21 protein-coding genes are annotated in these 24,440 nt (G+C 72.2%); 17 read left to right on the forward strand and 4 right to left on the reverse strand.

Going from position 1 to position 24,440, the window contains the following annotated elements:
* Window position 1: 1 nt before the first annotated feature.
* The 5 genes from nusB (at window position 2) to ACZ6S0_RS08175 (ending at window position 3,989) form a co-directional block, all read left to right on the forward strand.
* Window positions 2-412 carry a transcription antitermination factor NusB gene (gene nusB / locus ACZ6S0_RS08155; protein ID WP_465914556.1) on the forward strand — a complete coding sequence of 137 codons (411 nt, stop codon included), beginning with the start codon at window positions 2-4 and terminating at the stop codon, window positions 410-412.
* Between the two features lie 257 nt (window positions 413-669).
* Window positions 670-1,008: an MmcQ/YjbR family DNA-binding protein gene (locus ACZ6S0_RS08160; RefSeq protein WP_465914558.1), complete on the forward strand. Its 339-nt coding sequence runs from the start codon at window positions 670-672 to the stop codon at window positions 1,006-1,008.
* A gap of 355 nt (window positions 1,009-1,363) precedes the next feature.
* Entirely contained in the window at window positions 1,364-2,047 is a 684-nt protein-coding gene (locus ACZ6S0_RS08165; RefSeq protein WP_465915224.1) for a class I SAM-dependent methyltransferase, read from the forward strand.
* A 71-nt stretch (window positions 2,048-2,118) separates the two neighbouring features.
* The gene (gene dinB, locus ACZ6S0_RS08170; RefSeq protein WP_465914560.1) at window positions 2,119-3,360 is read left to right on the forward strand and encodes a DNA polymerase IV; all 1,242 of its coding nucleotides are present in this window, start codon (window positions 2,119-2,121) and stop codon (window positions 3,358-3,360) included.
* 230 nt (window positions 3,361-3,590) lie between these two features.
* On the forward strand, window positions 3,591-3,989 hold the full coding sequence (locus ACZ6S0_RS08175) for a DUF3040 domain-containing protein (protein WP_465914562.1): 399 nt from the start codon (window positions 3,591-3,593) through the stop codon (window positions 3,987-3,989).
* A gap of 258 nt (window positions 3,990-4,247) precedes the next feature.
* Here the strand turns inward: ACZ6S0_RS08175 and ACZ6S0_RS08180 are convergent, their stop codons facing one another.
* The 3 genes from ACZ6S0_RS08180 to ACZ6S0_RS08190 are packed head-to-tail and all read right to left on the reverse strand — an operon-like array spanning window position 4,248 to window position 8,976.
* Window positions 4,248-6,680 (reverse strand): transglutaminase TgpA family protein, encoded by a 2,433-nt coding sequence (locus ACZ6S0_RS08180; protein WP_465914564.1) that lies wholly within the window; start codon window positions 6,678-6,680, stop codon window positions 4,248-4,250.
* Entirely contained in the window at window positions 6,677-7,939 is a 1,263-nt protein-coding gene (locus ACZ6S0_RS08185) for a DUF58 domain-containing protein (protein WP_465914566.1), read from the reverse strand. The genes ACZ6S0_RS08180 and ACZ6S0_RS08185 overlap by 4 nt, the downstream gene beginning before the upstream one ends.
* Window positions 7,936-8,976: an AAA family ATPase gene (locus tag ACZ6S0_RS08190; RefSeq protein ID WP_465914568.1), complete on the reverse strand. Its 1,041-nt coding sequence runs from the start codon at window positions 8,974-8,976 to the stop codon at window positions 7,936-7,938. The genes ACZ6S0_RS08185 and ACZ6S0_RS08190 overlap by 4 nt, the downstream gene beginning before the upstream one ends.
* Before the next feature lie 410 nt (window positions 8,977-9,386).
* Between ACZ6S0_RS08190 and mraZ the strand changes: the two genes are divergently transcribed.
* From mraZ to ACZ6S0_RS08205, 3 genes are all read left to right on the forward strand, one after another.
* The gene (gene mraZ, locus ACZ6S0_RS08195) at window positions 9,387-9,818 is read left to right on the forward strand and encodes a division/cell wall cluster transcriptional repressor MraZ (RefSeq protein ID WP_465914570.1); all 432 of its coding nucleotides are present in this window, start codon (window positions 9,387-9,389) and stop codon (window positions 9,816-9,818) included.
* A 221-nt stretch (window positions 9,819-10,039) separates the two neighbouring features.
* Window positions 10,040-11,005: a 16S rRNA (cytosine(1402)-N(4))-methyltransferase RsmH gene (gene rsmH / locus ACZ6S0_RS08200; protein WP_465914572.1), complete on the forward strand. Its 966-nt coding sequence runs from the start codon at window positions 10,040-10,042 to the stop codon at window positions 11,003-11,005.
* A complete protein-coding gene (locus ACZ6S0_RS08205; RefSeq protein WP_465914574.1) occupies window positions 10,995-11,717 on the forward strand; it encodes a hypothetical protein in 723 nt (240 codons plus the stop codon). The genes rsmH and ACZ6S0_RS08205 overlap by 11 nt, the downstream gene beginning before the upstream one ends.
* 5 nt (window positions 11,718-11,722) lie before the next feature.
* Here the strand turns inward: ACZ6S0_RS08205 and ACZ6S0_RS08210 are convergent, their stop codons facing one another.
* Complete coding sequence (locus tag ACZ6S0_RS08210) at window positions 11,723-12,427, reverse strand: hypothetical protein (protein ID WP_465914577.1); 705 nt, start codon at window positions 12,425-12,427, stop codon at window positions 11,723-11,725.
* Between the two features lie 186 nt (window positions 12,428-12,613).
* Here ACZ6S0_RS08210 and ACZ6S0_RS08215 point away from each other — a divergent pair, with 186 nt between their 5' ends.
* From ACZ6S0_RS08215 to ACZ6S0_RS08255, 9 genes are all read left to right on the forward strand, one after another.
* On the forward strand, window positions 12,614-14,344 hold the full coding sequence (locus ACZ6S0_RS08215) for a peptidoglycan D,D-transpeptidase FtsI family protein (protein WP_465915226.1): 1,731 nt from the start codon (window positions 12,614-12,616) through the stop codon (window positions 14,342-14,344).
* Between the two features lie 40 nt (window positions 14,345-14,384).
* On the forward strand, window positions 14,385-15,914 hold the full coding sequence (locus tag ACZ6S0_RS08220) for a UDP-N-acetylmuramoyl-L-alanyl-D-glutamate--2,6-diaminopimelate ligase (protein WP_465914579.1): 1,530 nt from the start codon (window positions 14,385-14,387) through the stop codon (window positions 15,912-15,914).
* On the forward strand, window positions 15,914-17,389 hold the full coding sequence (locus tag ACZ6S0_RS08225; protein WP_465914581.1) for a UDP-N-acetylmuramoyl-tripeptide--D-alanyl-D-alanine ligase: 1,476 nt from the start codon (window positions 15,914-15,916) through the stop codon (window positions 17,387-17,389). Before ACZ6S0_RS08220 ends, ACZ6S0_RS08225 begins: the two co-directional genes overlap by 1 nt.
* Entirely contained in the window at window positions 17,386-18,441 is a 1,056-nt protein-coding gene (gene mraY / locus ACZ6S0_RS08230) for a phospho-N-acetylmuramoyl-pentapeptide-transferase (protein ID WP_465914583.1), read from the forward strand. The genes ACZ6S0_RS08225 and mraY overlap by 4 nt, the downstream gene beginning before the upstream one ends.
* Window positions 18,438-19,814, forward strand: coding sequence for a UDP-N-acetylmuramoyl-L-alanine--D-glutamate ligase (murD, locus tag ACZ6S0_RS08235; RefSeq protein WP_465914585.1), 1,377 nt, complete (start codon window positions 18,438-18,440; stop codon window positions 19,812-19,814). The genes mraY and murD overlap by 4 nt, the downstream gene beginning before the upstream one ends.
* A complete protein-coding gene (gene ftsW / locus ACZ6S0_RS08240) occupies window positions 19,798-21,123 on the forward strand; it encodes a putative lipid II flippase FtsW (protein ID WP_465914587.1) in 1,326 nt (441 codons plus the stop codon). Before murD ends, ftsW begins: the two co-directional genes overlap by 17 nt.
* 12 nt (window positions 21,124-21,135) lie before the next feature.
* The gene (gene murG / locus ACZ6S0_RS08245) at window positions 21,136-22,212 is read left to right on the forward strand and encodes an undecaprenyldiphospho-muramoylpentapeptide beta-N-acetylglucosaminyltransferase (protein WP_465914590.1); all 1,077 of its coding nucleotides are present in this window, start codon (window positions 21,136-21,138) and stop codon (window positions 22,210-22,212) included.
* The gene (murC, locus tag ACZ6S0_RS08250) at window positions 22,209-23,606 is read left to right on the forward strand and encodes a UDP-N-acetylmuramate--L-alanine ligase (protein ID WP_465914592.1); all 1,398 of its coding nucleotides are present in this window, start codon (window positions 22,209-22,211) and stop codon (window positions 23,604-23,606) included. The genes murG and murC overlap by 4 nt, the downstream gene beginning before the upstream one ends.
* A 153-nt stretch (window positions 23,607-23,759) precedes the next feature.
* The gene (locus ACZ6S0_RS08255) at window positions 23,760-24,428 is read left to right on the forward strand and encodes a cell division protein FtsQ/DivIB (protein WP_465914594.1); all 669 of its coding nucleotides are present in this window, start codon (window positions 23,760-23,762) and stop codon (window positions 24,426-24,428) included.
* The last annotated feature ends 12 nt before the right edge of the window (window positions 24,429-24,440 follow it).

Genomic DNA, 24,440 nt, shown 5'->3' on the forward strand with positions numbered 1-24,440 from the left:
GGTGTCGGCACGCGGCAAAGCACGTAAAAGAGCGCTTGACATCCTCTTCGAGGCCGAGCTGCGAGGCGAGGATCCGCTGAAGATCCTCGCCGAGCGCGTGGAGCGTCAGGAGCCGCCGGTCAACGAGTACACCTCCACCCTCGTCGAGGGCGTGGCCAGGCACCACGCCCGCATCGACGAGCTGATCACCACCTACGCCGAGGGCTGGACCCTCGACCGCATGCCCGCGGTCGACCGCAACCTGCTGCGCGGTGGCACGTACGAGCTGCTGTGGATGCCCGACGTGCCCGAGGGCGTGGTGATCAGCGAGTGGGTGCACCTGGCGGGGGAGTTGTCCACCGACGAATCGCCGCAGTTCGTCAACGGTCTGCTGGCCCGCTTCAAGCAACTCAAGCCAAGCCTCACCCTTTAGACACCCCCATTCGGCGGGCCGAGACCGCGTGTTCGGGGTACGTTCCAACCACGTCGGCCAGCACGGCTCGCGAAGGCGAGGGCGTGCGCCGTCGCGCGGTCGCTCTTCCCACCGCCGCCCCGGGCGAGCCCGGCCGGGTGGCCGCGCACCCGCCGACCGTACGGAGCAGGGGCGCGTCACCAGCCGCGACGCGCCCTTTTCCGCGCCCGCCGGGCTGTTTCTCCGGACTGTCGGAGCGCCTGGCTAGGGTGTGCCCCATGGTGACGGAAGACGACGTGCGCGCGCTGGCCCTGGCGCTCCCCGAGACCGCCGAGAAGACCATGTACGGCACCCCCGCCTTCTACGTGCGGGGCAAGTGGTTCGCCCGGATCAGGGACGAGGGCGACCTGCTGGTGCTCCCCGTCATCTCCACCGAGGAGAAGGACGGGCTCATCGCGGCCGAGCCGGGCAAGTTCTGCACCGTCCCCCACTACGACGGCCACGCCATCGTGCTCGTGCGGTTCGGGGCGGTGGACGCCGAGGAGATGGGCGAGCTGCTGGCCGACGCCTGGCGGCTGCGGGCGCCCAAGCGGCTGGCGGCCGGTTTCGACGGCTGAGCGGGCCGGGCGCGCCGGACGGGCATGGCCTGGATCGGTGGGCCGGTCCAGGGCGGGCGCCTTCGGATCGGGCGGGCTGGATCGGGGCTGAAGCGGGTTGGTCCGGGCGGGCCGGAGCGGGCGGGCGCGTTCCGCGGCGGGCGGGCTGGAGAGGGTGGGAGCGAGGCTCGCGCGTTCGGCGTAGGCTGGGGCGCGTCCACGAAGAAAGCCGTTCGCGAAGTGCGGCTTCGCGAGGCACACGCCCTCGGCGGCCGGTCGCGGGGGAGAGGGAGGCGAGTCGACGTTGCGTGCTGAAGGCGTCACCACGAGGACCCCGGCGGTGCGGACCGCCGTCGTCTGGGACGCGTTGCGCTCCATGCTGGCCGAGCGCACGGCGGCCACCGGGCGGGAGTCGCTCGACATCGTCGACGCCGGGGGCGGTACCGGCGGGTTCGCCGTGCCGCTGGCCCTGCTCGGCCATGCCGTCACCGTCGTCGACCCCAGCCCCGACTCGCTGGCCGCGCTCGAGCGGCGGGCCAAGGAGAAGGGCGTGCGCGTGCGCGGCCTGCAGGGCGACGCGGCCGATCTCGGCGAGCTGCTCCACCGTGACGCGGCCGACCTCGTCCTGTGCCACAGCGTGCTGGAATACGTCGAAGACCCGATCAGCGCGCTGACCGCGGTCGCGGGCCTGCTGCGCAGGGGCGGCGCCGTCAGCGTGCTGGCCGCCAACCCCGTCGCCAGCGCCATCCACCGGGCGCTGGCCGGGCAGTTCGAGGAGGCCAGGGCCGTGCTCGGCGACCCGAGCGGGAGCTGGGGCGACCGCGACCCCACGCCCCGGCGCTTCGCCGCCGACACGCTCTCCGAGCTGCTGAGCGCGACCGGCTTCCAGGTCGGCGCCGTCCACGGCGTACGCGTCTTCGCCGACCTGGTGCCGAGCAGGCTCGTGGACGGCGAGCCGGGCGCCGCGGAGGCGCTCGCGGCGCTTGAACAGGCCGCCGCTGCCCATCCCGTGCTGCGTGACATCGCGACGCAGTTGCACGTGCTCGGCCACCGCGCCTGAGGTGCGCCGGAAGGAGGAAACGATGGTCACCCCCCTCGGTGTAGAACGCCTGTTCGGATAGAATCGACGGCGTGTCTCGCAAGCAGATCACCGGCATCGGCCCCGCTCCGCGGACCGGGGTCGATGACAGCGGCTGCCCGATCCTCCACGTCGACATGGACGCGTTCTTCGCCAGCGTCGAGCTGCTCGACCGTCCCGAGTTGCGGGGGCGCCCGGTGATCGTGGGCTCGCCCGCCGGGCGCGGCGTCGTGCTCAGCGCCACCTACGAGGCCAGGGCCCACGGCGTGCACTCGGCGATGCCGATGAGCAGGGCGCGCAGGCTCTGCCCGCAGGCCACGATCATCCCGCCCAGCCACGGCAAATACTCCGAGGTCTCCAGGGGCGTCATGGAGATCTTCCACTCGATCACCCCGCTGGTGGAGCCGATCGCCTCCGACGAGGCGTTCCTCGACGTCGGTGGCGCCAGGCGGCGGCTCGGCCCGCCCGCCGCGGTGGCCGCCATGATCAGGGAGCAGGTCGTCGACCGCTACGGCATCACCTGTTCCGTGGGCGTGGCGAGCAGCAAATTCGTCGCAAAGCTCGCTTCCAAGCAGTGCAAGCCCGACGGGCTGCTGGTGGTGCCGGCCGGCGAGGTGGTCGCCTTCCTCCACCCGCTGCCGGTGTCGGCCCTGTGGGGGGTCGGCGAGCGTACCGAGCAGGCGTTGGTGCGCCTGGGCATCCGTACGGTCGGAGACCTGGCCAGGGTGCCGCCCACCACGCTCCAGCGCGAGCTGGGGCAGGCCGTGGGCGGCCACCTGGCGGCGCTGGCGTGGGGGCGTGACGAGCGGCCGGTGAGCGCGCACGTGCCCGACAAGAGCATCGGCAACGAGGAGACGTTCGCGGCCGACGTCGATGATCCCGAGGTGATCAGGCGCGAGTTGCTGCGGCTGTCGGAGCGGGTGGCGGCCCGCATGCGTAAGGCCGGTCACGTGGGAAGAACTGTAAGTGTGAAACTACGCCGGGCCGACTTCACCACGATCAACCGCTCGCGGACGCTGCGCGAGCCGACCGATGTGGCACAGGTCATCTACGCCACCGCCTGCGAGCTGTTCGAGGCGGCCGGGCTCCAGCGGGTGCGGTTGCGCCTGGTGGGGGTCCGGATGGAAAACCTGCGACCGGCCGGTGAGGCCACTCGTCAGCTCGGTCTGGGCGAGAAGGAGACCGGGTGGCGCGAGGCGGAGCAGGCGATGGACAAGGCGATCCGAAGATTCGGACCCGATGCGGTGCTCCCAGCGTCGCTTGTACGTGGCAAGCTTGATGAAATAGAGACATAGCGTTCGATGTCCGGACTTGGTAGGCGCATCCGTGTCAGGATTTTGGGGGAAGGGGGGCGAGATGGGTCACAATAGAGCCATGACGTCACCTCCGGTTTGGTCTGCGTTGGACGTTTGCTTTCGCCTACGTCTACAGCCTCGTATTCTGGGGATAACCGACCGCGAGGTTCGGACACCCCGTGTCGTCCGTTGCCGTCTTCCCCGTCCTGGGGCCGTCCTTGGGAGGCGCCGTGCCGCTCTCTGAGCACGAGCAGCGCTTGCTCGACCAGATCGAGCAGGCCCTCTACGCCGAGGACCCGAAGTGGGCCAACACCGTAAGGATCAGTGACCCACGCAGCCATTACAAGCGTCGCCTGGTCAAGGCCACCATCGGCTTTGCTCTCGGTGTCGTCATCATGATGGTCGGCGTGGTGATGAGTCTGATCCCGCTCGGCGTCGGCGGTTTCGTGGTCATGCTCGCCGCGTGTCTGTGGGGTCTGTCCAGTTGGAAGAAGATGAACGGGTTCGGTGACTCCGCCCCCGCCTCAGGCGCGGCCCCTCCTCCGGGCAAGCCGGCTCGCCGGGGCAACCGGGGCAGTTTCATGGAACGCATGGAAGAGCGCTGGCGTCGTCGTCACGACGAGCGCTGATCCAGCAGATCGACGGTGAGCGGCCGTCTCCGGCAGGGGGCGGTCGTTCGCTTGCTCGATCGGTCGTTCGTCGGGTCCACCCGGTCAGGGCCGGTGCCCGTTCCCGGCCAGCCCTCCGTTTCGCCCGTGCCGCCCATTCGGGCGTTCCGCTCGTTCGTGTCGCTTGTTCGGGTGCTTCTCGGGTGGCTGCCGCGAGCGGCCGTCCGACGCCACGGGCGGCCGCCCCCGGCAGGGGACGGCCGCCCGGGTTCGTGGGGCTCAGGCGCCCCTCTGGGTGGACGTCCGCCGCAGCCTGATGTTCTCCAGCAGGTCGAACCCGTCGAGCAGGCGCTCGCCCACGAGCCGCAGCCGCCGCAGCGTCGACGGCGGCAGCAGGACGGCACGCAGCCGCCTGCCCCGCGACACCGTGGCCGCCAGGGCCTGACGCACCTTGCGCAGGTCCTTGCGCATCGGCTCGATCCGGCCGGGGTCCCTGGCGAACAGCACCCGCTCCACCGCCGAGGCGATCGACGCGATGGCCGCCGCCGAGTCGGCGTCGAACTCGTACTGCTGGGTCAGCCGCCGGGCCAGTGCCCGCGGGGTCTCGCTGGTCTGACGCGCCATGCCGTAGTCGCACAGGACGTCGTCCAGTTCGGCCCACGCCGCCGCCACGGTGGCGTACCCCTTGCCTGAGCCCTTGCCCGACGACACCATGCGGGCCGTCATCTCGTCGGAGGGCTGGGAGACCTTCCATCCCAGGCTGCGTACCCGGCGGTTGCGCGTGATCAGTCGTACGCCCGCGGGGATCAGCAGCACGAGCAGCAGTGCCGCGGCCCCGATGCCGATCTGGCCGGCCAGCGGCATGGAGTCGTCCGGCGGCAGCGTGCCGGGCGCGACCGTGCCCTCGCGGTCCAGTTCGCGCGGGTTGCGGCGGGCCTGCGGGTCCTGCGGCTCGTCGGCGGAGGAGGTGGTGGCGCCCGGCGTCGGCGTCGTGGCCTGCGACGACGGGGCCGGCCTGGGACGCGCGTACGAGGGCACCACCGCGCTGCCCTGCCCGCCCGCGCCCGCCGGGGTCGGCTCGAACGGCAGCCAGCCCACGCCCTCGAAGTACAGCTCCGGCCAGGAGTGGGAGTCGTTCGTGCCCACCTCCCACCGGTCGACGGCCTTCGTGCCGCCGGTGTAGCCGATCGCCACTCGGGACGGGATGCCCACGAGCCTGGCCAGCACCGCCATCGACGCGGCGAACTGCTCGCAGTAGCCCGTCCGGTCGAACAGCAGGAAGTTGCGCAGCGCCGAGTTGCTGTGCCCCTGCGTGCGCAGGTTGTAGGTGAAACCGCCGTCCGTGGTGAAGAACTGCTGCAGCTTCAGCGCCGCCTCGTAGTCCGTCGAGGCGTTCCCGACGACCTTGTGGGCCAGCGCGGCGACGTCGTCGGGCAGGTTGTCCGGCAGGGCGAGGAACCGCTCGTCGACCTCCGGCGGCACGCCGTCGAACGAGTCGAGCAGGTCCGCGGTCGGCACCGGTTCCGTGGTGGCCACCTCGTACTCGATGCCCGCGGCCTCGTCGCGGGTGGAGAAGACCATCAGCGTGTCGACGTCGGCCCGCCAGTCGCCGTCCACCCGGATCTGCCGGGGCGGGTACGGCAGCGGCAGGAACTGCAGACGCTCGATCTCGTCGCTGATCTGCACGTTGGTCACCACGTTGTCGACCTTCGGCTGCGGGCTGAGGCCGGGGGGCTCGGGCAGCGGGCCGTTCTCCGTCCGGTTCTCCGGCGCCCCCTTGGGCTGCGTCATGCCGAACTGCTGCCCGTCGAAGGTGTCCAGCGCGTAGATCCGCAGATAGCGGGGCTTGTCATCGTTGTTGGTGTAGGACAGGACGACCCGCCGCTCGGGCAGTTCGAGCTGGCCCTTCAGGTTGGCGATCGGGTTGGGGATGCTGATCGAGTTGCCAGGACCCGAGCCCCGGCCGCCCACCCCGAAGGTGAAGAACGAGACCGGCTCCATCGCGGGCAGCGCCGCCGGGAGCAGCACGGCCAGCGCGATCGCGGCGAACCCGATGCGCTTGCCCGACAGCCGCAGGCCGCCGGTGTCCGCCGTGGCGGCGGGGGACGGGCCGGCCGCGCGGGTACGCCGTACCAGCACGGCCCGTCCCCAGTGGCCCATCCGCTCGCGCCCGTCGGAGATCAGCAGGCCGACGAAGCCGAGCGCGGCGACGATGAACGCCGGCCAACTGATCGGGTCGGCCAGGATCGTGGCCGGCACCGTGGCCAGCGCCAGCAGCGGCAGCCCGGCCAGCGCCGCCCGGCGCACCCGCGCGGCGAGCAGGTCCACGGCGATCGCGATGAGCGCCACGCCCCCCGCGGTCAGCAGCGTGATGCCCTCCAGCTCCGGTACGGGCGCCCCGAAGCGCTGGATGTCGGCCCAGCCGACGCCGAGCAGCCTGGCCAGCTCGGCCACCGACTCCTTCGTGGGCACCAGCAGCGCCCACGCCTCGTCGGAGGCGAACGCCGCGGTCAGATAGATCCACGTGGCGAGCAGGCCCAGCAGCGGCGCCGCCCAGGCGGGCAGGGACAGCCGGGTGCTCAGCAGCCCGACGGCCATCACGGCCAGCACGGCGCCGAGCGAGGTCCAGAGCCAGGTCCCGCCCTGGAAGAGCGGGTAGAGCAGGATGGCCGCGGCGAACGTGGCCACTCCCGAGGCGATCGTCAGTCTCATGCCGCTCCTCCCGCGGGGTTGACCGCGTACCTGCCGCGGTTGGCGGCCTCCTGCCAGACGGAGGCGATCGAGGTGCCCGCGGGCAGGCGTACGATGCGCCAGCCGTACCCGGCCAGGACGGTCGCCACGGCCTCATGGGCCTCCTCGGCGGCCCGGTCGCCGCCCTCCCAGGTGCTCACGTCGAGCAGCACGGCCACGCCGGTGATGCCGCTGTGCCGCAGCCGGGCCAGTTCCCTGGCCTCCTCCGGGTCCATCGCGCCGAGCACGGCCACGATCAGCCCGTCGCCGCCGCCCTGGCGCAGCGCCGACACGCCCATCTCCAGGGAGCGGGCGGGGCTGTGCCGTACCACGGCGAGGGTGTCGAGCAGGGAGTGGCTCAGCCCCTGGTCGGTCAGGTGCTCGGCGCCCTGGTCGGTCACCAGCCGCAGGCCCAGGCCCTCGTGGGCAAGGTGCACGCCGATCGAGGCCGCCGCCGAGACGGCCACCTCGAACGACGAGCGCGGCCCCTCACCCCGGTGGGCGTGCCTGCGGGTGTCCAGCAGGAGCGCGCCGCGGCTCTGCCACTGCTGCTCCTCGCGGCGCACCATCAGCTCGCCGTGGCGGGCGGTCGAGCGCCAGTGCACCCGGCGCAGGTCGTCGCCCTGCCGGTACTCGCGCGGCGCCACGTCGTCGTCGCCGGCCGCCGCCACGCTCCGCGTCCTGCTGTCGCCGCCGCCCGTCCACTCGCCCGACAGCCGTACGTGGGGCAGCGCCGCCACCTGCGGCGTCACCACGAGCGTGTCGCTGATCGTGAACGAGCGGGTCAGCTCGACCAGCCCGAACGGGTCGGCGATGCGGATGGACAGCGGCCCGATCGTGTAGCGCCCGCGCAGGTCGGAGCGCACCCGGTAGTCGATCTCCCGTACGCCGCGCGACTCGACCCGGTCGAGGACGAACCGGGGCCGCACGCCCAGCGCGTACGGCACCGTGTCCTCGATGAGCAGCAGGCCGGTCGGGAGCCGGGTGACGTTCTCCAGCCGCAGGGTCACGGTGGCCTCACCGCCCACCTCGGCCCTGGGCGGGTCGAGCCGCCTGGCGCAGCTCAGCCGGTAGCGGGTGCGCGCCACCACCATCGCGGCCAGCAGCGGCAGCGCCGTCACCAGGACCCCGATCCTGAACAGGTCGTTCTCCCCGAGGAAGACGGCCATCAGCAGGGCCGCGATCCCGGAGGCCAGGAACGACCTGCCCCTCGAGGTCAGCGCCCGCAGTCCGGCTCTCACGACGCTCGCGTCTCCGGCACCGGCACGCGCCTGACCAGATCGGTCACCACCTGTTCGGGCAGGCGGCGCTGGCCCTGGGCCTCGACGCTGGGCAGCAGCCGGTGCGCCAGCACGGGGATGGCCAGGTCCTGCAGGTCGTCGGGGATGACGTAGTCGCGGCCGGCCAGCGCGGCGTGCGCCCTGGCGGCCCGTACGAGCTGCAGCGTGGACCGGGGGGAGGCGCCCAGCCGCAGGTCGGGGGAGTGACGGGTGGCCACCACCAGGTCGATGGCGTACTTCTTGACCGGCTGGGAGACATAGACGCCGCGTACGGCCTCGATGAGGGCGCGTACCTCGGCCGTCGTGGCCACCGGCTCCAGTTTGTCCAGCGGTGAGGTGCCGCCGTGCACGTCGAGCATCTCCAGCTCGGCGGTGGGCTCCGGGTAGCCCATCGCCACGCGGGCGGTGAAGCGGTCGCGCTGCGCCTCGGGCAGGGGATAGGTGCCCTCCATCTCGATGGGGTTCTGGGTGGCGATCACCATGAACGGGGCGTCGAGCGGATAGGTGTGCCCGTCCACCGTCACCTGGTGCTCCTCCATGCACTCCAGGAGGGCGGACTGGGTCTTGGGGGAGGCTCGGTTGATCTCGTCGCCGACCACGATGTTGGCGAAGACCGGCCCGGGCTTGAACTCGAACTCCCGGGTCTGCTGGTTGTACGCGCTCACTCCGGTGATGTCGCTGGGCAGCAGGTCGGGGGTGAACTGCACACGCCGGACCGGGCAGTCGATGGACCGGGCCAACGCCTTGGCCAGCATCGTCTTGCCCACTCCTGGGACGTCCTCGATCAGGAGGTGGCCCTCCGCGAGCAGGACGGTCAGCGTGAGGCGAACGGCGTCGCTCTTGCCCTCGATCACCGACTCGATGGCCTGCCGGATCCGGTGGGCCGTGGAGACCAGCTCGTCGAGCTGGGGAGGGACGTCATGGGTTACTGCCACCAGGCCTCCATGAGAAGTGCGACGGCTGTCCCGGGTACGGTGCCTTTGCGGGAGCCATGCCATTCCTTTTCCATTGTCTGTACGACCCTACGACGCTGCGGGTTCTAGAGCGACATTTGGCGATATTCCAGGTAACACCGGCGATCTTCCTGTTCTTGTGGCATAGCAGTGCGAATCCCGTGACACGGCTGGCCCCACCGGACGCTCCACTTTCCTCCACCCGGAGCCTCCGCGATCTCCGCAGCCCCTATTTCCACGGCCTTTCAAACCCTCGACACGCCCATGAGGGTTGACCGCCCCGCCCACCCCCTCCACCCGGCCCCATCGCTCTGACCTGCGGTAACGCAACGGAAACCAATGATGAAGACGGTTCGAATCAGTTGACGGTGGGGAGAAGTGGAGTATGGTGGTGCGCAGTGGAGGGCCCGGTGCACCAGCGCTGAGCGCTTCACGAGGCACGGGAGGTGGGGCCGATGTTCCTCGGCACCCATCAACCGCGTCTGGACGACAAGGGACGGCTGTTCCTGCCGGCTAAGTACCGTGAGGAGCTGGCGGAGGGTCTTGTGATCACCAAAGGCCAGGAGCGATGCCTCTACGTGTTTCCCGTGGAGGAGTTCCAGCGCATTACCGAGGCTCTCAGCACCGCCCCGGTCACCGCCAAGGCGGTGCGTGACTACAGCCGCGTCTTCTTCGCCAGCGCGTCCGACGAGACGCCGGACAAGCAGGGACGCATCACGATCCCACAGGGCCTGCGCCAATACGCGGGGCTGGAACGTGACTGCGTCGTCATCGGGGCCAACACCCGGCTGGAGATCTGGGACGCGCGGGCCTGGGACACCTATCTCGACGCACAGGAGCAGGCGTTCGCCGATCTTTCCGAGGAGGTGCTGCCAGGGATCTTGTAGTGACCACGGTCGATCCGTCGGTGATGTCGTTCGGCGAGGTCTCCACCCGCAACCACTGTCCGCCAACTGATGCACCTTCCCCGGTGTCAGATGGCGGGCGTCCACGAAGAGGGTGCGGATGGGGACCTGGCCGGGCGGCGCCGGGTGGGGACCCAGGAATGAAGGGCGATCGATCGGTGAACGCGTCATCCGCGAGCAAAGACGCGAGAGGGGGGTTGGAGATGGACGACAACGTCGGCACGGGCGGTCACGTTCCGGTGATGCTCGAGCGCGTTCTGGAGCTGCTCGGCCCGGCGCTGGCCGGGCCCGCGCCGGTCGTCGTGGACGCCAACCTCGGCCTCGGCGGCCACTCGGAGGCCCTGCTCGCCGCCCACCCCGCCCTGCACCTGATCGGGATCGACCGCGACCCTTTCGCGATCGACTTCTCCGCGCGCAGGCTCAGCCCGTACGCGGAGCGCACCACGCTGGTCCACGCCTCCTCGGCCGACCTGGCCGGGGTGCTCGCCCGCGCGGGGCGTACCGCGATCGACGGGGCGCTGTTCGACCTCGGCGTCTCCTCGCCGCAGCTCGACGAGGCCGAGCGCGGGTTCGCCTATTCCTATGACGCGCCGCTCGACATGCGCATGGACACCTCGCAGGAGCTGACCGCCGAGCAGGTGGTCAACACCTACTCCGCGGCCGAGCTGACCCGCATCCTGCGCGACTACGGCGAGGAGAGATTCGCTCCGCGTGTCGCGGGCCTGATCATCAAGGAACGGGCCAAAGAGGCAATAACCTCGACTAAGCGGCTTGCGGACATCGTTCGCGAGGCGATCCCCGCCGCGACCCGGCGCACCGGGGGAAACCCCGCCAAAAGGACTTTCCAAGCACTGCGCATCGAGGTGAACGCGGAGCTGTCCGCCCTGGAGGCGGCGCTGCCCGCGGCACTCGACGCGCTGGCGCTCGGCGGGAGAGTAGTCGTGCTCTCCTACCACTCACTCGAGGACCGGCTCACCAAGCAGGCCCTCACGGCGCGAACCAAGGACACCAGCCCCCCCGGGCTGCCCGTCCCGCTCCCGGCGCATCAGCCGAGGTTCCGCCTGCTGACGAGGGGAGCCGAGCTCCCTGGTGAAGAAGAGCTGGCCCGCAACCCGCGGGCGGCCTCGGCCCGGCTACGGGCGGCAGAGAGGATCCGTGTTGACGACTGAGCAGGAGACCGGCAGGAGTGCGCCCGTCCGCCGCGCGGTGCCCAAGACGGGCACGCGCCGGTCGGCGACGTCGCACCAGCCCAAGCCGCGTCCCCGAACTGGCACGCGCCCCGCGGACGAGGGCAAGATCTCGGCCGCCGAGCGGGCCCGCGCCGAGGCCGAGGCGGGCCGGCGGGCACCGGCCGCCGGCGGCGCCAAGACGCCGCTCGCCGAGCGTGCCAAGACGCCGGTCGCCGAACGCGCGAAGACGGCGGCCGCCGGGCAGGCGCGGACGAGCGCGCCGGTCGTCGAACGTCCGCGGCCCGAGCAGCCCGGTCGGCGGCCGGCCGGCGCGCGTCCGCGAGCCGAGGAGGCCGCGGCCCAGGCCCCGGCCCAGCCCTCGGCCCGGCCCGCGCCGCGGCGGCGTCCCGCGCGCCGGCAGCGGGCGCCGTTCGTGCTGCTCGTCGTCGGGCTGCTGTGCGGCGGCCTGGTGAGCCTGCTGCTGCTCAACACCATGCTCGCCCAGGACGCCATCACTGCCGGGGAGCTGCGCGAGCAGATCGCGGTGGCCGAGCGGGAGAACGAGAAGATCGACCAGGACTACCAGCGCAAGACGCAGCCCGGGGTCATCGCCGATCTGGCCGAGAAGCAGGGCCAGCGCCGCGACTGGGACGAGGTCAACAGCTGGAGCAGCGCCGGCGAGCGGGCCAGCCAGGTGGACACGGGACGGTGAGGGAATCAGGCGGCAGGGGGCAGGGACCCGGCCGCGGCGCGGGCGGCGCCGGCTCTCAGGGAGGGCCAGGCGCCGCCCGCCGTACGCCGGGTGGCCCCGGGCGCGGAGGGCGGCAGGGGGGCGGTGCCGGTCGCTCCGAGGGGGGCCGCGGCGAGGCGAACGGCCGCCCGGGTTCGCCGGAGAACCCGCCGCGCCGTCCCCGTGACCGCGACGACCCTCTCGACCTGCCGTTCGGACGCGAGTCGTTCGGGCGTGACGACGGCCGCGGACGCCCGCCCCAGGACCCCGACGACGACGCCCCCCGGGGGCGAGGCCGTCCAGGAGAGGACGGGGAGGCACGCGAGCGGCGCTCCCGCGACGACGACGGGCCGCGCGGGCGGGGCCGATCCCGTGATGACGGGCCGCGCGGGCGAGAGCCTTCCCGCGACGTCGACGGCGGGCGCGGGCGGGGCCGTTCCCCAGAGGACGGCGCACGCGGGCGGTCCCGTGACGACGGCGACCGGCCGAGAGGACGGGCGCCCCAGTCGCGTGCCGACCGTGCCGATCGTGGCGACCGTGGCGATCGTGGTGACCATGCCGAGCGCGACGACGGCGAGCGGGGCAGGCGGCCGGGCGCGCAAGGGCGGGCCGCCGCCGACGACCCACGGCGCGACCGGCGCAACGGCGCCCGGCCGGAGCCCCGCCAGGAGACGCGATCGGGCGCCAGGCACGAGACCCGGCAGGACGACGAGCCCCCGCGCCGCACCCAGGCGGGCCCGTCGAGACCGCGGCAGGGAGGACCACGTCAGGACTCTCGCGGCCGTGAGCCGACGGCCGCGCGCCGTGGCGCGGACGTGCCGCCGCCACGGGGGCCGCGCCGTCCCCCCACGCCGCCGCGCCCGCCCAGGCCGCCGCTCATGCTGCGGCTGGGCAGCCCGCGCAGGCGCATCAACATCGGCCTCATCGGCATGACGTTCGTCCTGTCGATCTTCGCCGGGCGGCTCATCCAGATGCAGGGCCTCGACTCCAAGGTGTACGAGGAGGCCGCCGCCGTCCAGCGCCGGCAGGTCGAGACGATCCCGGCCAAGCGCGGCTCGATCACCGACGTGAACGGCCACGAGCTGGCCGTGACGGTCGAGGCCCGCGAGGTGTCGATCGACCCGACCAAGGTCCCCGCCCCCGTACGCCAGGAGGTGGCCAAGCTCCTGGCCCAGCAGCTCGGCAAGGACGAGCAGGAGATCGCCGGCAAGCTCGCCAAGACCGGCACCCACTACCAGCTCCTGGCCAGAGACGTCGACCCGGTCGTGGCCACCCGCCTGCTCCAGGCGCAGGTGCCCGCGCTGTCGGCGAAGAAGACCTACCGCCGCCTCTACCCGGCGGGCGACCTGGCGGGCAGCCTCATCGGGTTCGTCGGCGACGAGGGCAACGGCCTGGGCGGCATGGAGCAGGCGAAGAACTCGGTGCTGGCCGGCCGCGACGGCGAGCAGCGCGTCGAGACCGGCCGCGACGGCCAGCGCATCCCGATGACCAGCAGCCAGCGCACCGCCCCCGTCGACGGGCAGGACGTGCGGCTGACCATCGACCGCGACATCCAGTGGGCCGCCCAGCAGTCGATCGCCGACCAGGTACGCGAGTCCGGCTCCGACAGCGGCACCGTGATCGTCATGGACGTGCGGACGGCCCAGATCGTCGCCATGGCCAACGCGCCGGAGCTCGACCTGAACAACTGGCGCAAGGCCCCGGAGTCGAGCTACGTCAACAAGGCCGCCGCCGACGTCTTCGAGCCAGGCAGCACCAACAAGGTGATCACCGCCGCCGCCGCGCTGGAGGCCAAGGCGGTCACGCCCGACACGGTGTACCGGGTGCCCGACCGGATCAGGTGCGCCGACCAGGTGCTGCGCGACGCCCACGCGCACGAGGTGGAGGCGATGACGTTCCGCCAGGCCATGGCGCAGTCCAGCAACGTGGCCACGGTGATGGCGGCGCGCAAGATCGGCAGCGAGAAGCTGTACGGGATGCTGAAGGCGTTCGGCTTCGGCACCACGCCCGGCGGCGGCGTGCCCAGCGCCGAGGCGGGCCTGCTGCCCGACTACCGCAAGTGGTCCGGCAGCCAGAACTGCACGGTCGCCTACGGGCAGGGCGTCTCGGTGACCGCGCTGCAGATGGCCAGCGTGTACCAGACGATCGCCAACGGCGGCGTCAAGATCGAGCCGCGGATCGTGGCGGGCGCCACCGACGCGACGGGCAGGTTCGTTCCCGCTCCCGCTGGTAAGCAGACCAGGGTGGTGAGTGAGACGACGGCCAAGGAGATCACGACGATGCTGGAGAGCGCGGTGGGCGAGGAGGGCACGGGCCAGCTCGCCGCCATCGACGGATACCGGGTGGCGGGCAAGACGGGCACGGCCAACCGCTACGATGCGGAGCTGGGCCGATACCAGGGCTACACTGCCTCGTTCGTCGGGTTCGCGCCGGCCGACCAGCCCCGGCTGGTGGTGCTCTCGGTGTTGCAGAACCCGAAGAACGGCCACTTCGGCGGGCAGTTGGCGGCCCCCGTGTTCAAGGATGTGATGACGTTCGCCATCAAGAGCAAGAAGATTCCTCCCACAGGCTCCGCCGCGCCGCCGGTGCGTGCGCGCGCGGGACAGTGACCAGGGAAGGTACGCTCTCGCCGTGCGTCCCCCGTCGTCTATGCGTCCCACGACCAGCCCGCCTCGCCCGCTGACCGGGCTGGCGACCATGCTCGATGCCGATTCGGGCACGTCGCGGTCACCCCATGCCGCCCTGACCGGCGTCACCATCGACTCCCGCAACGTCCGGCGCGGCGACCTCTACGTCGCCCTGCCCGGCAAGCAGGTGCACGGCGCCGAGTTCGCCGCCGACGCGCTGGCGAGCGGGGCCGTGGCCGTGCTCACCGACCGCGCCGGTCGTGAAGCGGCCGTCGCCACCGGGCTGCCCGTGCTCATCGTGCCCGACCCGCGCGCCCTGCTCGGGCCGATCTCCTCCTGGGTGTACGGCCAGCCGGCCCACGACATCCAGGTCATCGGCGTCACCGGCACCAGCGGCAAGTCCACGACCACGTTCATGATCGAGGCCGGGCTGAAGGCCGCCGGGCACCGGGCGGGCCTGGTCGGCGGCGTCGAGATCCACGCGGGCGAGCTGCGCTTCCAGCCCACGCTCACCACTCCGGAGGCGTCGGAGCTGCACGGCCTGTTCGCGCTGATGCGCGAGGAGGGCGTCACGGCGGCCGCCATGGAGGTCTCCAGCCACGCGCTCGCGCTCGGCAGGATCGACGGCGTCTTCTACGACGTCGCCCTGTTCACGAACCTGTCGCAGGACCACCTCGACTTCCACAAGGACTTCGACGACTACTTCGCGACCAAGGTGAAGCTGTTCCAGCCCGAGCTGAGCCGCGTCGGCGTGACCAACATCGACGACCGCTACGGGCGTGAGCTGCTCCACCTGGCGAAGGTGCCGATGACCAGGTTCTCGGCGCTGGGCGACCCGGAGGCCGAGTGGCGGGCGCTGGACGCCCGGCTCGGTGCCGACGGCAGCGCGTTCAGGATCGTCGGGCCCGGCGGGGTCGAGGCCGACGCGCAGATCGCGCTGCCCGGCCCGTTCAACGTGGCCAACGCGCTCGGAGCCGTCGTAACGCTCGTCGAGGCCGGGGTGCCGCTGCAGGCGGCGGTGCACGGCGTGGGCACGCTGACCGGCGTGCCCGGTCGCATGCAGCGCGTCACGGCCGCCGGCGACGACTTCCAGGCCGTCGTCGACTACTCGCACAAGCCGGGCGCCGTGGAGTCGGTGCTGCGCTCGCTGCGGTCGGTCACGGCCGGGACGCTGACGATCGTGCTCGGCTGCGGCGGTGACCGCGACAAGGGCAAACGACCCATCATGGGGGAAATCTCCACCCAACTGGCGGATGTGGCCATTTTCACCAGCGACAATCCGCGTTCCGAGGATCCGCTGGCCATCCTCGCGACGATGATGGAGGGAGCGCTCCGCGTTCCGCAGCACGACCGCGCTCATGTGATCATTGAGCCCGACCGCGCGGCCGCCATCGGCCTGGCGATCGCCCGTGCCGGACGCGGCGACGTGATCGTCGTCGCGGGCAAGGGTCACGAGCAGGGCCAGTACGTTTCAGGCGAGGTGATCCCCTTCGACGACCGCGAAGTGGTCGCCGAAGCGATCGACGCACGTAAGGAAAGCAGGAAGCACTAATGATCCCGTTGCCTCTGGCCAGGATCGCCGAGATAACCTCGGGCGCCCTGTCGGGCATGGCAGATCCCCGTGCGGTGGTGCGCGGGCCCGTTGTGATCGACTCGCGGGCCGTAGAACCGGGATCCCTGTTCGTCGCCGTCAAGGGCGCGCGGGTCGACGGTCACGACTTCGCCGCGCAGGCCGTACGGGCCGGAGCCGTCGCCGTGCTGGCCGGCCGGCCGGTCGAGGGGCCCGCGGTGATCGTCCCCGACACCGCCGCCGCGCTGGCCGAGCTGGCCGCCGCGCAGGCCCGTACGCTGACCGCGGTCACCGTGATAGGCGTGACCGGCTCGGCTGGGAAGACCGGCACCAAAGACCTGCTGGCCCGGCTCACCGGCCGGATCGGCACCACCATCGCCCCCGTCGGCAGCTTCAACAACGAGCTCGGCCATCCCCTGACCGTGCTGCGGGCCGACCTCGACACCCGCTACATGGTGCTGGAGCTGGCCGCCCGCAACATCGGCCACATCAAGGACCTGACCCGCATCGCGCCGCCCCAGATCGGCGTGGTGCTCAACGTCGGCACCGCGCACCTGGGGGTGTTCGGCGGCAAGGAGGCCATCGCCAAGGCCAAGGGCGAGCTGGTGGAGTCGCTGCCGCGCTCGGGCGTGGCCGTGCTCAACGCCGACGACCCGCTGGTGCGCGGGATGGCCTCGCGCACGGAGGCGCGGGTCACGTACTTCGGGCAGAGCGAGCAGGCGGCGATCAGGGCCGAGGGCGTCGTGATGGACGCCAGGGGCCGCGCCTCGTTCACGCTGCGCACGCCCTCGGGGGCCGCGCACGTGTCGCTCAAGCTGTACGGCGCGCACGCCGTCGAGAACGCGCTGGCCGCCGCGGCGGCCGGCTACGAGCTGGGCCTGCCGGTGGCCACGATCGCCGAGGAACTGTCGGAGGCGACCCCGGCCAGCCGCTGGCGCATGGAGGTCACCGACCGGGCCGACGGCGTGACCGTGGTCAACGACGCCTACAACGCCAACCCCGACTCCATGCGGGCCGCCTTCCAGACGTTCGAGGTGCTCGGGCGGGGGCGGCGGCGCTTCGCCGTCATCGCGGCGCTGCGGGAGCTGGGCGAGGAAGGGCCCGCGCTCAACGCCGAGCTGGGGCGCATGGCGGGCGCGGCCGGGCTGGCCGTCCTCGTCGTGGCCGGGCCCGACGCCCAGCACGTGCTGGCGGGAGCCCACGAGTCCGTCCAGGGGGCCGCCCAGGCGGGCCGCACGGCCCACGCCCCTCCCGCGCAGGGGACACCGCCCCCAGGCGCCCAGAGGGCCGCGTACCAAGGGCAGCCGACACGGATCGTGCACGTGCCCGACGCCGAGGCGGCGGCGGCCGAGCTGGCCGGGTGGCTGCGAGCCGGTGACGCGGTGCTGATCAAGGGGCCCAGGGTCATGGGCCTGGAGCGTACGGCCGAGCTGGTGCTCGGAGGTGCCCCCCAGTGACCAACATCATCGTCGCCGGTGCGGTGGGCCTGATCCTCTCGATGCTGGGCACCCCGCTGGCGATCCGGCTGTTCTCGCGGCGTGGCATCGGCCAGGAGGTCCGCGAGGAGGGCCCGCAGCACCAGGGCAAGCGCGGCACCCCCACCATGGGCGGCACGGTCTTCGTGCTGGCCTCCCTGCTCGCCTACGGCGCCTCCCACCTGGTCATGCTCGAACCCCCCACGGTGTCGGGCGGACTGGTGCTGTTCCTGATGACGGGGCTCGCCGCGGTCGGGTTCCTCGACGACTTCATCAAGATCTACAAGCAGCGCAGCCTCGGCCTGCGCAGCGGCGCCAAGGCGCTCGGCCAGCTCATCGTCGGCGCCGTCTTCGCCTTCCTCGTCGTACGCCAGCCCAACGTGTACGGCATCACCCCCGCCGAGACCCGCCTGTCGTTCCTGCGCGACTTCGGCCCCTCGATCGGCATGATCGGCTTCACGATCTGGGTCCTCATCATGATCGTCGGGTTCTCCAACGCGGTGAACCTCACCGACGGCCTCGACGGCCTGGCCAGCGGCGCGACCGGCGTCGTGCTGGCGGCGTACGTGCTGATCGGCAACTGGCAGCTCCGCAACAACTGCATCGACCAGCTCGGCCCCAACTGCTACTGGGTACGCGACCCGCTCGACCTCGCCGTGGTGGCCGCCGCCGTGCTGGGGGCGCTCATCGGGTTCCTGTGGTGGAACGCCCCGCCCGCCCGCATCTTCATGGGCGACACCGGCTCGCTGGCCCTGGGCGGCGTGCTGGCCGGGCTGGCCATCGCCACCCGTACGCAGCTCCTGCTGATCATCCTGGCCGGTCTGTGCGTGGTCATCACGCTGTCGGTCATCATCCAGGTCGGTTCCTTCAAGCTGACCGGGAAACGCGTGTTCCGCATGGCGCCCCTGCAGCACCACTTCGAGCTGAAGGGCTGGGCGGAGACCACGATCGTGGTCCGCTTCTGGCTGATCGCGATGTTGTGCGCGGCGCTCGGCCTCGGCCTGTTCTACGTCGAATGGATGCCCAGGCCATGAACCTCACGTGTGTGGCCGGGCTCGGCGTGTCCGGCACCGCGGTGGCCAGGGTGCTGGCCGCGCGGGGCGAGCGGGTCGTGGTCGTCGAGGCCGTGGAGGGCGAGCGGCAGCTCGCCGCCGCGGCCGAGCTGGCCAGGGTGGGCGTCGAGACCCGTTTCGGGGAGCCGACGCTGCCCGAGGGGGCGACGCGGCTGGTCACCACGGGATGGGCGCCGCACCACCCGCTCGTCGCCGCCGCGCTGCGGGCCGGGGTCGAGGTCGTCGGCGAGGTGGAGCTGGCCTGGCGGCTGCGTCCCGCCCAGGCGGCGCCCTGGCTGGCGCTGACCGGCACCAACGGCAAGACCACCGCCGTGCGCATGCTCACCTCGATCCTGCTGGCCGCCGGTCGCAAGGCCGTGGCGGTGGGGAACGTGGGCGTGCCGGTCGTCCAGGCCGTCGCCGAACCGTACGACGCGCTGGCCGTCGAGCTGTCCAGCTTCCAGCTCCACTGGTCGGCCACGCTCGCCCCGCACGCCGCGGCCGTGCTGAACGTGGCCCCCGACCACCTCGACTGGCACGGCTCGATGGAGGAGTACGCCGCGGCCAAGGGCCGCGTCTTCGAACGCGCCGGCACGGTGATCTTCAACGCCGACGACCCCGAGGCCACCCGGCTGGCCGCCCCCTACCCGGGCGCCGTCGGGTTCACGCTGCGGGTGCCCCGGCGGGGCGAGCTGGGCGTGGTGGAGGACCTGCTGGTCGACCGGGCGTTCGTGGCCGACCCGGTCGAGGCGGCCGAGGAGCTGGCGACCCTGGAGGACATCCGCCCCTTCGCCCCGCACAACGTGGCCAACGCGCTGGCCGCCGCCGCCCTGGCCCGCTCGCTCGGGGTGCCGTCGGAGGCCGTGCGGCAGGGTCTGCGCGACTTCGTGCCCGACCCGCACCGGCTGGCCCACGTCGACCGCATCGGCGAGGTCGACTACATCGACGACTCCAAGGCCACCAACCCGCACGCCGCCGCCGCGGCGCTGGCGTCGTACCCGTCGGTGGTGTGGGTGGCGGGCGGCCTGCTCAAGGGCGCCGACGTCGACGAGCTGGTACGCCAGGCCGCCCCCCGGCTGCGCGGAGCGGTGCTGCTCGGCACCGACCGCGCGCGGATCGCCGAAGCCATCGCGCGACACGCGCCGAATGTCCCCCTCGTGGACATCGCGGATCGGGACACTGGTGCGATGGAAAAGGTCGTCACCGAAGCCGCCCGGCTGGCCTCGCCAGGAGACACGGTGCTGCTCTCCCCGGCGGGGGCTTCCCTGGACATGTTCGCCAACTATCCGGCGCGGGGGGAGGCCTTCGCGCGTGCCGTACGCGGGTTGAGGGCGCGGCGTGAGCACGGTCGATGAGGATCGGGAGCGGCCCGCCGCGGAAAGGGAGCGGCCCGCCGCGGAGCGGGAGCGGTCCGCGGCGCAGGAGGGCCCGGGAAGCTGGGCGCGCGAGCAGCTCGGCGCGCTGAAGGAGCTGCTCGACAAGCCGCTCACCACCTACTACCTGATCATCATGTGCAGCGCGCTGCTGCTCGCGCTCGGGCTGATGATGGTGCTGTCGGCCTCCAGCATCGAGGCGCTGAAGTGGACCGGCAGCCCGTTCTCGTGGTTCATCAAGCAGTCGCTGTCGGCCGCGGTCGGCGTGCCGGTGATGTACCTGTGCTCGCGGCTGCCGGTCAGGTTCTTCCGCTGGGCCGGCTACCCGCTGATGGCGCTGTCGATCATCGCGCTGGTCATGGTGCTGTTCATCGGCTCGGCCGAGCTGGGCGCGCAGCGGTGGATCTACATCGGCCCGCTGACCGTCCAGCCGTCCGAGCCGGCCAAGCTCGCGCTCGTGCTGTGGGGGGCCGACCTGCTGGCCAGGCGGGCTCGCCAGGGCCGCATCGAGTGGCGTCAGATGCTGATCCCGCTCATGCCCGGCACCGCGATCCTGGCCGTCATGGTCATGCTGGGGCGCGACCTGGGCACGACGCTGGTACTCTTTTTGATCTTCCTGTCGTTGCTGTGGGTGGTGGGAGCGCCGGTCAAGCTGTTCGGTGGCGTCATGGCGCTGGCGGTGCTCGCCGCGGTCATCATGATCAAGGTGGAGCCGTACCGGATGGCGCGCATCGGCGCGTTCCTCAACCCGTGGGCCGACGCCCAGGGCGCCGGCTACCAGGCTGTGCAGGGGCAGATCGCCATGGGCTCGGGAAGCTGGTTCGGGCTCGGGCTCGGCAGCAGCCGGCAGAAGTGGAGCTGGCTGCCGCACGGTGAGAGCGACTTCATCTTCGCCATCGTCGGCGAGGAACTGGGGCTGATGGGCACGCTGATGGTGGTCGCGCTGTTCGGTCTGCTCGGCTACGCCGGGCTGCGGGTGGCCGTACGCGTCAGCGACCCCTTCATCAGGCTCGCCGCCGCATCGATGGTGGCCTGGATCGTGGGTCAGGCCACCGTCAACATGGGGGCCGTGCTCGGCGTGTTGCCGATCACCGGCATCCCACTCCCGCTGGTCTCGTACGGCGGGTCCGCGCTGCTGCCCACGCTCGCCGCGCTCGGCATGCTGTTGTCGTTCGCCAAACGCGAGCCCGGCGCGCGGGAGGCCTTGGCCGCTCGTGGCCCCGGACCGGCCGCCCGGGCCCTAAGCTGGCTTGGCCTGGGACGTACGACCAGAGGCCGAGTGACACGTTAGGGAGTGACCGAGATGAGGGTGGTCCTCGCCGGTGGGGGGACGGCCGGGCACATCGAGCCCGCGCTCGCCCTTGCGGACGCGCTGCGCCATCTTGACCGGAGCGTCGGCATCACCTGTATGGGCACGGATCGCGGCATGGAGTCGCGGCTCGTGCCGACCAGGGGCTACGAGCTGGAGCTGGTGCCCGCCGTGCCGTTGCCCAGGGCGATCACCCCGAGCCTGCTCACGGTGCCGGGCAGGCTGGCCGGGGCGATCAACGCGGCCGTGGGCATACTCGACCGGGTCAGGGCCGACGTCCTGGTCGGCTTCGGCGGCTACGTCGCGACGCCCGCCTACCTGGCAGCCAAGCGGCGCGGTGTGCCGATCGTCGTGCACGAGGCCAACCCGCGCCCAGGGCTGGCCAACCGGCTGGGCGCCAGGCTGACCGACCACGTCTTCAGCGGCTTCCCCGGGCCCGTGCTGCCCAAGGCCGAGTACATCGGCACGCCGCTGCGCCGCGACATCGTCGCGCTCGACCGGCTGTCCATGGGCGACAAGGCCCGCTCCTGGTTCGGGCTGGAGAACGACCGGCCGACGCTGCTGGTGTTCGGCGGCTCGCAGGGCGCCAGGTCGATCAACGACGCCGCGCTCGCCGCCGCGCCCGCGCTGCGCCGGGCCGGGGTGCAGGTGCTGCACGTGGTGGGCCCGAAGAACACCGTCGAGCAGGAGCCGCCGCCCGGCGACCCGCAGTACGTCCTGCTGCCCTACGTCGACCGCATGGACCTCGCCTACGCCGCCGCCGACCTGGCCCTGTGCCGCGGCGGCGCGCTGACCTGCGCGGAGCTGACCGCGGTCGGGCTGCCCGCCGCCTACGTGCCGCTGCCCAACGGCACCGGCGAGCAGCGCGTCAACGCCGACCGCATCGTCGCGGGCGGCGGCGGCCTGGTGGTCGACGACGCCGAGCTGTCAGCCGAGTGGATCATCCGCTACGTGCTGCCGATCCTCCGCGACCCCGAGCGGGTCGCCGTCATGTCGGAGGCCGCCTCCCGGCTGGGGAGGAAGGACGCCGATGTCATCCTTGCCAGGAAGGTCTTGGAGATAGCCCGATGAGTCTCGTCAAGCTGGTCGATCCCGTCGCCGTCGAAGAGCTGGGGCGGGTGCACTTCATCGGCATCGGCGGCGCCGGCATGTCGGGCATCGCCCGCATCCTGCTCAAACGCGGCGTACGCGTGACCGGCAGCGACGCGCGCAGCTCCGAGCTGATCACCGAGTTGCGCGAGCTGGGCGCGACCGTGCAGATCGGGCACGCCGCCTCCCACATCAGAGACGTCGACACCGTGGTCGTCTCCACCGCCATCCGCGACTCCAACCCCGAGCTGGGCGAGGCGCTCAAGCAGGGCCTGCGGATCATCCCGCGGGCCGCCGCGCTGGCCTCCGTCATGGCCGGGCGCACCGCGGTCGCCATCGCGGGCACCCACGGCAAGACGAGCACCACCTCGATGCTCACCGTGGCGCTGCAGAAGTGCGGCGCCGACCCGTCCTACTGCGTGGGCGGCCAGCTCGTCACCACCGGCCTCGGGGCCGACGACGGGCAGGGCCGGGTGTTCGTGGCCGAGGCCGACGAGAGCGACGGCTCCTTCCTCATGCTCGCCCCCGACATCGCCGTGGTGACCAACGTCGAGGCCGACCACCTCGACAACTACGGCGACCCGCGGGCGGTGCACGACAGCTTCGCCAGGTTCGCCGAGCGGGTCGGCTCCCTGCTGATCGTCTGCGCCGACGACCCGGGCTCGGCCGACCTGGCGCGGCGGGCGGGGGAGCTGGGGCTGCGGGTCAAGTCCTACGGCCTCAGCGGCGACGACTACCGGGTGCGCGACGTCCGGCCCGACGGGTTCGGCACCGTGTTCGCGATCGAGGGCAGGGGAGAGGTACGCCTGGCCGTTCCCGGGGCCCACAACGCGCTCAACGCCACCGCGGTGATCGCCGTGGCCGATGAGCTGGGGCTGCCGTTCGAGGAGATCAGGCAGGGCCTGGGCGCCTTCACCGGGGCCAAGCGGCGCTTCGAGGCCAAGGGGGAGGCGGGCGGCATCGCGGTCTTCGACAGCTACGCCCACCACCCCACCGAGCTGGCCGCCGACCTGCGGGCCGCGCGTGACGTGGTCGCGTCCTACTCGGGCACGGGGCGGGTGATCGCGGTCTTCCAGCCGCACCTCTACTCGCGCACACGATACTTCGCCGACGAGTTCGGGGCGGCGCTCGGGCTGGCCGACGAGGCCATCGTGCTCGACGTCTACGGAGCCAGGGAGGACCCGGAGCCCGGGGTGTCCGGGGCGATGGTGGCGGGGCGGGTGCCGCTGCCGCCCGAGCGGGTGGCGTACGCGCCCGACCGGTCGTCGGTGCCCGGCCTGGTGGCGGAGCGGGCGCGGCCGGGGGACATCGTGCTCACCATGGGCGCGGGCGACGTGACGGAGCTGGGCCCGCAGATCGTCGCCCGGCTCTCCTGACGTTCCCCTCGGCTCGGCCCGGCGCCGATCGGCCGGTGTGCCCGGGGATCCCGGGCGTCGGCGCGCGGGCGCGTTTGGGCGTGGCGCGCGGGCGCCGGGGCCCGGTCGGCGTAGGTTCGGTGCCTACATGAGCCGCATTCTGGTGGGAGGGCGATGAAGGCGCGCACGGCGTTCCTGGTGTTGCTGACGGCGGGGGTGGTGGGGTCGGCCGCGTGGCTGGTGTTCTTCTCGCCCGTGCTGGGGGTCCGTTCGATCGAGATCGTGGGAAATCTCACAGTGCCGAGCGAGCGGATCGAGCAGCAGGCCGGCGTGGCGGACCTGCACCCCCTGGCCACCGTGAACCTGGCCGACGTCCAGAGCCGCGTCCTGGGCATCAGACAGCTCGCCACCGCCAAGGTGGACCGGGTCTGGCCCGGCACGCTCAAGATCGAGGTGGTCGAGCGCGAGCCGGTCGCCGCGATCCCGGCGGGCGGCAAGATGGCGATCGTCGACGGGCAGGGCGTGGTGATCGAGCTGGAGTCCGCGGCCCCGCCCATGCTGCCCGTGCTGAGAGTCGACCGCCCCGTCCAGAACGATCCGGCCATGATGGCCGCGCTCAAGGTCATCCAGGCGGTGCCGAGCGAGGTGGCGGGCAAGGTCAGGCAGGTGCGCGCGGGCACGGCCGAGGGCGTGACGCTGGAGCTGTCGGACGGCCGTACCGTCATCTGGGGCGGTGCCGACCGGCCGGAGGAGAAGGGCCGCATCCTCAGCTCGCTGCTCAAGAAAGAAAAAGCGGTCACCCTGTACGACGTCAGCTCCCCCGACGTGGTGACCCTGAAGTGATCGTGATCGTCA

The sequence above is a fragment of the Nonomuraea sp. NPDC051298 genome, from assembly GCF_055586305.1.